Raw genomic sequence first — 8,508 nt, forward strand, 5'->3', positions numbered from 1 at the left:
TCCACCGCCTTGGCCAGCGCCTCTTTGACGCCGGGGGCAAAGGTGAGCGCCGGATCATTGAGACCACGGGGATCGGTCATCGCCTGATCCAGCATGGCGAGGATGTCGCGCTCTTCCAGCCGCTTGAGCAGATAGACCCGAGCCCGGGAGAGCAACGCGTTGTTGAGTTCGAACGAAGGGTTTTCAGTGGTGGCACCGATAAAAGTGATGGTGCCATCTTCGATATGAGGCAGGAACACATCCTGCTGGCTCTTGTTGAAGCGGTGCACTTCATCCACGAACAGGATGGTGCGTACCCCGCGCCAGCTGTTCTCCTTCGCCTTGTCGATGGCGGCGCGGATCTCCTTGATACCGGAGGTAACCGCAGAGAGCCGCTCCACTTCCGCCTGACAGTAATGGGCCATCAGCTCCGCCAGGGTGGTCTTGCCGGTACCGGGCGGCCCCCACAGGATCATAGAGTGGCAGTGGCCTGCCAGGATCGCTTTGCGCAGGGGCTTGTCAGCCCCCAGGATATGTTGCTGACCGATATACTGGTCGAGGTTTTGCGGCCGCATCCGGGCCGCCAGCGGACGAAAGTCCGATGAGAAATCCAGCGACAAGTTACTCATCTGTATTGACCGTTCAGTATCACGGATACCGCCATGGAAAAACGGTCCGACGAGGAATCCAACAAGAGGTTGCTCATCTGTATTGACCACCCAGCGTCACGCCACTCGCCCTTGACAGACGAGCTGGCGAACAATCCAACGACCGCGTGCTCATTAGCGCTGGTCGTCCAGCTCGACCCCCTTCGGGATCTTGAAGACAAATTCGCTGCCCTTGAGCACCGGATTACGATTGAAGCTGCTCAGGGTAAATTCGGTCCACTGCCCCTGCGCCTCTTTCACATCGAAACGACTGATGTTGTTGTCGCGATCGAAGGTGATACGGAAGGAGGCGATAAGCTCGGCCGGGTCACGACTGGTGACGGTGTAGACATCCCCCTGCTGGGTGACGTCGTAGTTCTTCCAAAGCTTGTCATCATTACCGGTGATAAGGACAAAAGGAGTGTTGAGCACCGCATCCTTCAATTTGAGCGCAGTCACTTGCTCGACGAAGGGGTCAAATACCCAAACATCCTTGCCATCAGCCACGATCAGGCTCTCGTCCGGCGAGGTAGTGTGCCAGTTAAAACGGTTCGGGCGTTTTACCAACAGATCGCCGCCAGCCTTTTGCAACTCCTTGCCCTTGCTGTCATAGACAGTCTGGGAAAACTTGGCGGAAAAGAGGCTGACACTGGCCAGCTTCTGCTTGAGATCGCTGGCCGCATCGGCCCACACCTGGCTGCTGGCCATCAGCAGTACGGTACCCATCAACAGTTGTTTTTTCATCACGCTCTTCATAAAGACGCTCTCGATAAAAGGCCACGCCCGGTGAGGGCATGGCCAGGATAGTAGTGAAACGGGGGAGGCTTAGTCTCGCACCGGCGGCGGTGCCAGCACGTCGCGCTGACCATTGCCACCCGGTGAGCTGACGATGCCCTGATTCTCCATCTGCTCGATGAGACGGGCTGCCCGGTTGTAACCAATCTTGAACTTGCGCTGGACGCTGGAGGTCGAGCCACGGCGGGACTCCACCACGAAAGCGACCGCTTCGTCGAACAGGGGGTCGAGCTCTTCATCGCTACCACCGCCATATTCGCCGCTGCCACCTTCGCCACCCGACTCACCGGAGAGGATCTCCTCGATGTAGTTCGGCTCACCGCGCAGTTTCCAGTCCGCCACCACCTTGTGCACTTCGTGGTCATCGACGAACGCACCGTGCACCCGGGTCGGGTTGGAGGTACCGGCCGGCATGTAGAGCATGTCGCCCATGCCGAGCAGGGATTCAGCACCGCCCTGATCGATGATGGTGCGCGAGTCGATCTTGCTCGATACCTGGAACGAGATACGGGTCGGGATGTTGGCCTTGATGAGGCCAGTAATGACATCAACCGACGGACGCTGGGTCGCCAGAATGAGGTGAATACCGGCCGCCCGCGCTTTCTGGGCGATACGGGCAATCAGCTCTTCCACCTTCTTGCCGACGATCATCATCATGTCGGCAAATTCGTCCACCACCACCACGATGTGGGGCAGTTTCTCCAGCTCCGGCGGCATCTGATCCATGGAGTCACCCGGACGCCACAGCGGGTCGAGCAGCGGCTCGCCCGCCTCGATGGCGGCCAGCACCTTGTCGTTGTAACCCTTGAGGTTACGCACCCCGACTGCCGACATCAGTTTGTAACGACGCTCCATCTCACCCACGCACCAGCGCAGGGCGTTGGCGGCGTCCTTCATGTCGGTCACCACCTCGGTCAGGAGATGGGGGATCCCTTCATAGACCGACAGTTCCAGCATCTTGGGGTCGATCATGATGAAGCGCAGGTCATCAGGGGATGACTTGTAGAGCATGGAGATGATCATGGTGTTCACCCCCACCGACTTACCGGAACCTGTGGTACCGGCCACCAGCAGGTGCGGCATCTTGGCCAGATTCACCACCACCGGCTCCCCTGCGATGTCCTGGCCCAGGCCCATGGTGAGCGGGTTGCGGCTATCGCGGAAGGCATCGCAGTCGAGGGTCTCGCGCAGGTAGACGGTCTGACGCACCCGGTTAGGCAGCTCAATTCCGACGAAGGTCTTGCCCGGGATCACCTCGACCACCCGCACGCTGCTGGCAGAGAGGGAACGGGCCAGATCGCGCGACAGGTTGGTGATCTTGCTCGCCTTCATGCCCGGCGCCAGATCCAGCTCGAACCGGGTAATGACCGGGCCCGGATAGACACCGACCACCTTGGCCTGCACGTTGTAGTCGGCAAGCTTTGCTTCCACCAGACGGCCCATGCGATCCAGCTCATCCTTGCTCATCATCTGGGTCTTGGCAGGCGGTCTGTCCAGCAGTTCGATGCTTGGCAACGGGGGCATGGTCGATTGAGGACGGCGCTTGGGCCTGGTCGGTGCCACGGCAACCGGCGTGGCGACCTCATCGTCCCCCTCGGCCCAGGGCAGATCCAGATCGTCCTCATCGTCGTCATCGGCCACAGCCAGCACCGGCTGACGACGACCACTGGCAGCAGCCACCGCACGTTTTGGCTTGGCAGCAGGCGCTGGCTCGTCATCCTCATCATCAAACTTGGGATCAAATTCGAAGGTATCGTCGTCAAGCTCCGGCAGCCACTCTTCGGCGGCGGCCTTCTGATCCTTGGCCTTGGGCCTGCGAGTCCAGCTGGCGTGTGGCTCATCTTCCTCATCATCCAGCGCGATGGCCCCTACCCCGCCTTCCAGCAAGGGATCCGGCCCCTCGTTGCGGGGTTGACGCCAGCCACCGGTCAGCCAGCGGCCGAGGGTGGTCGGGAAGTGGTAGACGGCGCTGACCGAACCGGTACAGGCTGCGCCGATCTGCTCGACGATGGTAAGCCAGGACCACCCCGTGAAGAGAGTGATACCGGTCGCCACAAAGCAGAGCAGCATCAGGTTGGCCCCGACGCCGCCAAACAGCGGCACCACCGCAGAGGCGATCACATCCCCTACCAGACCACCGGCGGAGAAGTTCTGCATATCGTTGAAGTTCATGCTGGCAATGGCCGACATGCCGAGCACAGTCAGAATGAAACCGATGATCCGCACCCCCAGGGTGAGGTAATCCACATCGAGCAGGCGGCTTGGCCGCCAGAAGAGGCTCCAGCCCAGCAAGACCACCAGTGGCGGCACCAGATAGGAGAAGGCACCAAAGGTAAACATGGTGATATCGGCGAGCCAGGCGCCGGCACTACCGGCGAGGTTCTTCACCTCCCCTTGCCAGGAGGTCTGGGACCAACCGGGATCAGCGGGATGATAGGACAACAGGGCAAGCAGAAGATAAGCAGCCATCAGGGTGATGGCGATCAAGACGGCTTCGAAGATCCGTTGTGTACCTGATAAAGGAGTAAACAGCTTTTTATCGGCCAAACTCCGGCTCCTTTCTGAAAACATGTAATGCAGGAAATAAGGGGGCCTAGTATCCCCGAAAAGCCCACCGATTGTCAGCCAGAGCCTGATGGGACGGGGCCATATTTGCAATTATCTTTACAAGAAGAAACGAGCGGACCGGCCGCTCGTTTCTGACTGTCATGGTGTCTCATATGGAAAAGATACCACGGCATAACCTGCTTTATCGGGTGCTGATCACCAGACGACTGCTCTGCTTGACCTCTTCCATCACCACGTAGGTGCGGGTGTCGTTGACACCAGGCAGACGCAGCAGGGTTTCCCCCAACAGACGGCGGTAAGCCGACATGTCGCTGACTCGGGTCTTGAGCAGATAGTCGAAGTCACCGGAGACCAGATGACACTCCTGGATCTCTTCGAGCACCTGAACAGCCTTGTTGAACTGTTCAAATACATCAGGCGCCCCGCGATTGAGGGTTATCTCTACAAACACCAGCAGAGATGCGTCCAGATAATGAGGGTTCAGAATAGCGGCATATCCTTCGATATAACCTTGTCGCTCGAGGCGACGAACCCGTTCCAGACACGGAGTAGGACTCAGGCCAACTCGCTTGGACAACTCAACATTCGAAATCCTGCCATCCTTTTGCAGTTCATTGAGAATGTTGCGGTCAATCCTGTCCAAATCCTTTAGCCGACTCTTAGCTTCCATCATTTTATTCCATCCTTTGGCTATTTTTTGGTAAGAATCACCAGTCATTTTATAATTATGGTCACAAATCCTGTCAATACCTGAATATACTAGGCGCAAATGTTGGTTAACATTTTGGCAACATGAAACACCAATCTATAGACGAGGGATAGCATGATTATCGGTGTACCTAAAGAGATAAAAAACCATGAATACCGCGTAGGCATGGTTCCGGCCAGTGTACGTGAACTGACAGCACGAAACCATACTGTTTTCGTCCAAAGCGGTGCCGGAAACGGCATTGGCTTTAGCGATGCAGATTATATCGCTGTTGGTGCCGAAATTTTGGCCTCTGCCGCAGAGGTTTTCGCCAAGTCGGAGATGATCGTCAAGGTCAAGGAACCTCAGCCTGTCGAATGTGCCATGCTGCGCCCGGGTCAGACCCTCTTTACCTATCTGCATCTGGCGCCAGACTTGCCACAAACCGAAGCCCTGCTGCAAAGCGGCGCCATCTGCATCGCCTATGAGACCGTCACCGACGGCCGTGGTGGCCTGCCCCTGCTGGCCCCCATGTCGGAAGTGGCTGGACGCATGTCTATTCAGGCGGGAGCCCAGGCGCTGGAAAAATCCCGCGGCGGGAGTGGGGTGCTGCTCGGCGGCGTGCCCGGTGTCGAACCGGCCAAGGTGGTGATCATCGGTGGCGGCGTGGTTGGATCCAATGCTGCTCGCATGGCCATTGGTCTGCGCGCGGATGTGACCATCCTCGACAACAACGTCGATACCCTGCGCCGTCTCGATAACGAGTTCCAGGGAGCAGCCAAGGTGGTCTACTCCAACAGCGAAACCCTGGAGCGCCATCTGCTGGCCGCAGATCTGGTCATCGGCGGCGTGCTGGTGCCGGGTGCCACTGCGCCAAAACTTGTCAGCCGTGACCATATTGCGCGCATGAAGCCGGGCTCTGCCATCGTCGATGTGGCCATCGATCAGGGCGGCTGTGTGGCGACCTCCCACGCCACCACCCATGAAGATCCGACGTTTATCGTCGATGAGGTGGTGCACTACTGCGTCGCCAACATGCCGGGGGCCGTTGCCCGCACCTCGACCGTGGCTCTCAACAATGCCACCCTCCCCTTCATCATCAAGCTGGCTCAGCAAGGGTATCGTCAGGCACTGCTGGCCGATCCCAACCTGCTGCACGGGCTCAACGTGATGGATGGCAAGCTCACCTGCAAGGAGGTCGCCGTGGCACATGGCCTTGCCTACACGGATCCTCTGACCCTGCTGAACTGATCTGCTCTGGCCTGTGCCAGTTGAAGATGAGTGAAAATCCGCCCGCGATGGGCGGTTTTTTTATCCCTTGAATATGCTCTGTCACCCCTTGCGCACACGATTAATGCAATCGACTCGCCAGCCTTTGACCCCGGATCACGAATTACCTACAATCGCGCAAACTCATCACATCCCGGAAATTACATCATGAGCCAAGTCACTCACAGCAAATTGCTGATCCTGGGCTCCGGCCCGGCCGGTTACACCGCAGCCGTCTACGCCGCCCGTGCCAACCTCAATCCCCTGCTCATCACCGGCATGCAGCAAGGGGGTCAGCTGACCACCACCACCGAAGTGGAAAACTGGCCCGGCGATCCGGAAGGACTGACCGGCCCGGCGCTGATGGAACGCATGAAAGAACATGCAGAGAAGTTCGATACCCGCATCCTGTTTGATCACATCAACAGTGTCGAACTGACCCAGCGCCCGTTCCGCCTCAAGGGCGACAACGGCGAATACACCTGCGATGCCCTGATCATCGCGACCGGCGCCTCCGCCAAATATCTGGGTCTGCCCTCTGAAGAGGCCTTCAAGGGTCGCGGCGTCTCCGCCTGTGCCACCTGTGACGGTTTCTTCTACCGCAATCAGGAAGTGGCGGTGATCGGTGGCGGCAATACCGCCGTGGAAGAGGCCCTTTATCTGGCCAACATCGCCAAGAAGGTGCATCTGATCCACCGCCGCGACGAGTTCCGTGCCGAGAAGATCCTGATCAAGCGTCTGCACGACAAGGTCGCGAGCGGCAACATCGTGCTGCATACCCACCAGACCCTGGATGAAGTGCTGGGCGATCAGATGGGGGTCACCGGTGTGCGCCTGCGCAACACCCAGGACAACAGCACCAGCGAGCTGCCACTGATGGGCGTGTTCATCGCCATCGGCCACCAGCCCAACACCCAGATCTTCGATGGCCAGCTGGAGATGCAAAACGGCTATCTGAAGGTTCGTGGCGGACTGGACGGCTTTGCCACCCAGACCAGCATTGAAGGGGTGTTTGCCGCCGGTGACGTGGCAGACCACAACTACCGTCAGGCTATCACCTCGGCCGGTACCGGCTGCATGGCGGCCCTCGATGCCGAACGCTACCTCGACGCGCAATAAACCAGCGCTGATGTGATATAAGGCATACCAGTCGGTATGCCTTTTTTCATTTAAGGAGTCTAATGAAACAAAAGATATTGATTGTCGAAGATAGCCTGACCATTCGCCGTATGCTGACTCAGGCCATTGCCCAGCAGACCGGTCTGGAGATCGACGCCTTCGATACCCTCGAAGGCGCCCGTCACTGCCGGGGTGAGGAGTATGTGGTCGCGCTGGTGGATCTGACCTTGCCGGATGCCCCCTGTGGCGAGGCGGTGAACGAGCTGCTGGAACGCGGGTTGCCGGTGGTGATCCTCACTGCCGACATCAACGAGGATAAACGTGCAGCCTGGCTGGAGACCGGCGTGCTGGACTATGTGATGAAGGATTCGCGCCACTCGCTGCAATATGCCGTCAGTCTGGTGCACCGCCTCTATCTCAACCAGTCCATCGAAGTGCTGGTGGTCGATGATTCACGCACCTCCCGTCACCGCACCATGGCTCAGTTGCACAAACAGCTGTTGCAAGTGCATGAGGCGAGCCATGCCCGTGAAGCGATGGCGATGCTGGAGCAGCACCCGGGCATCCGGCTGGCACTGGTCGACTACTACATGCCGGATATCGATGGCATCAGTCTGGTGAGAATGCTCAGAGAGCGTTATAGCAAGCAGCGGCTCGCGATTATCGGGATCTCGGTCTCTGACAAGCGTGGTCTCTCTGCTCGCTACCTCAAGCAGGGCGCCAACGACTTTCTCAACCAGCCGTTCGAGCCGGAAGAGCTGCAGTGCCGGGTCAGCCACAATCTGGAGGCGCTCGAGCAGTTCAACAGCATTCAGGAGTCAGCCAATCGTGACTACCTGACCGGTCTCTACAACCGGCGCTACTGGTTCAACGAAGGGCAAAAATGGTTTGAAGAACATCAGCGCCAGCAGACGCCTCTCGCACTCTGTGTGCTCGATGTGGATCACTTCAAGCAGGTCAACGATCACTGGGGCCATGCCATCGGCGATCAGCTGCTCTGCCATCTGACCCGCCAGCTGACCCAGTTCTTCCCCGATGCCATGATCGCCCGGTTTGGCGGAGAGGAATTTGCCATGATGGTGCCCCACTGTTCCATGCCAGTGTTGATCAAGCGTCTTGAAGGGTTGCGCCAGCAGTTGCGCCAGCAACCCCTGTCACCGGAGATCCCGCTCTTTGTTCGCGCCAGTTACGGCGTGATCAGCGTCGGGCGGGTATCCATGGACGAGGCGCTGAGCGAAGCGGATCGGCTCCTGTATCAGGCAAAGAACACCGGCCGCGACAAGATAGTCTCGCAAGAGACGGCTATCTGAATCCTCAGGGCATCAGTCCCGTGTATTACCGCCCGACAGACTTTCCTGCAGGAGAGTCTGCGGGTTCCTTTCCTGCCACAGTCTCCCAATCAGCAATGACTGTCGAAACTCAGTAAGTCTTGTCGACCCGCAC

General features: G+C 58.5%; 7 protein-coding genes. 3 read left to right on the forward strand and 4 right to left on the reverse strand.

Going from position 1 to position 8,508, the window contains the following annotated elements; translation table 11 throughout:
* From LD28_RS0121350 to lrp, 4 genes are all read right to left on the reverse strand, one after another.
* Positions 1-608 (reverse strand): AAA family ATPase (locus LD28_RS0121350; protein ID WP_156120353.1); only part of this gene is annotated, 608 nt, incomplete at its 3' end.
* Positions 609-761: 153 nt separating this feature from the next.
* Positions 762-1,370 carry an outer membrane lipoprotein periplasmic chaperone LolA gene (gene lolA, locus LD28_RS0121355; protein ID WP_033138887.1) on the reverse strand — a complete coding sequence of 203 codons (609 nt, stop codon included), beginning with the start codon at positions 1,368-1,370 and terminating at the stop codon, positions 762-764.
* A gap of 81 nt (positions 1,371-1,451) precedes the next feature.
* A complete protein-coding gene (locus LD28_RS0121360) occupies positions 1,452-3,968 on the reverse strand; it encodes a DNA translocase FtsK (protein ID WP_033138883.1) in 2,517 nt (838 codons plus the stop codon).
* A gap of 202 nt (positions 3,969-4,170) precedes the next feature.
* Entirely contained in the window at positions 4,171-4,662 is a 492-nt protein-coding gene (lrp, locus tag LD28_RS0121365; RefSeq protein ID WP_005300047.1) for a leucine-responsive transcriptional regulator Lrp, read from the reverse strand.
* Positions 4,663-4,812: 150 nt separating this feature from the next.
* On the opposite strand from lrp, the gene ald reads away from it, so the two are divergent.
* The 3 genes from ald (at position 4,813) to LD28_RS0121380 (ending at position 8,375) form a co-directional block, all read left to right on the forward strand.
* Entirely contained in the window at positions 4,813-5,928 is a 1,116-nt protein-coding gene (gene ald / locus LD28_RS0121370) for an alanine dehydrogenase (RefSeq protein ID WP_033138884.1), read from the forward strand.
* 186 nt (positions 5,929-6,114) lie between these two features.
* The gene (gene trxB, locus LD28_RS0121375; protein WP_019445530.1) at positions 6,115-7,065 is read left to right on the forward strand and encodes a thioredoxin-disulfide reductase; all 951 of its coding nucleotides are present in this window, start codon (positions 6,115-6,117) and stop codon (positions 7,063-7,065) included.
* Between the two features lie 62 nt (positions 7,066-7,127).
* Positions 7,128-8,375, forward strand: a complete 1,248-nt coding sequence (locus LD28_RS0121380) for a diguanylate cyclase (RefSeq protein WP_033138885.1) — start codon at positions 7,128-7,130, stop codon at positions 8,373-8,375.
* Positions 8,376-8,508 lie beyond the last annotated feature (133 nt).

This window comes from Aeromonas finlandensis (assembly GCF_000764645.1).
In the GTDB taxonomy this organism is placed as follows: domain Bacteria; phylum Pseudomonadota; class Gammaproteobacteria; order Enterobacterales; family Aeromonadaceae; genus Aeromonas; species Aeromonas finlandensis.

What these genes read in the sequence shown, in the direction of transcription:
- lrp (WP_005300047.1), bottom strand. Translation starts at nt 4,662, where the DNA reads ATGATGGAAGCTAAGAGTCGGCTAAAGGATTTGGACAGGATTGACCGC.
- trxB (WP_019445530.1), top strand. Translation starts at nt 6,115, where the DNA reads ATGAGCCAAGTCACTCACAGCAAATTGCTGATCCTGGGCTCCGGCCCG.
- lolA (WP_033138887.1), bottom strand. Translation starts at nt 1,370, where the DNA reads ATGAAAAAACAACTGTTGATGGGTACCGTACTGCTGATGGCCAGCAGC.
- ald (WP_033138884.1), top strand. Translation starts at nt 4,813, where the DNA reads ATGATTATCGGTGTACCTAAAGAGATAAAAAACCATGAATACCGCGTA.
- LD28_RS0121380 (WP_033138885.1), top strand. Translation starts at nt 7,128, where the DNA reads ATGAAACAAAAGATATTGATTGTCGAAGATAGCCTGACCATTCGCCGT.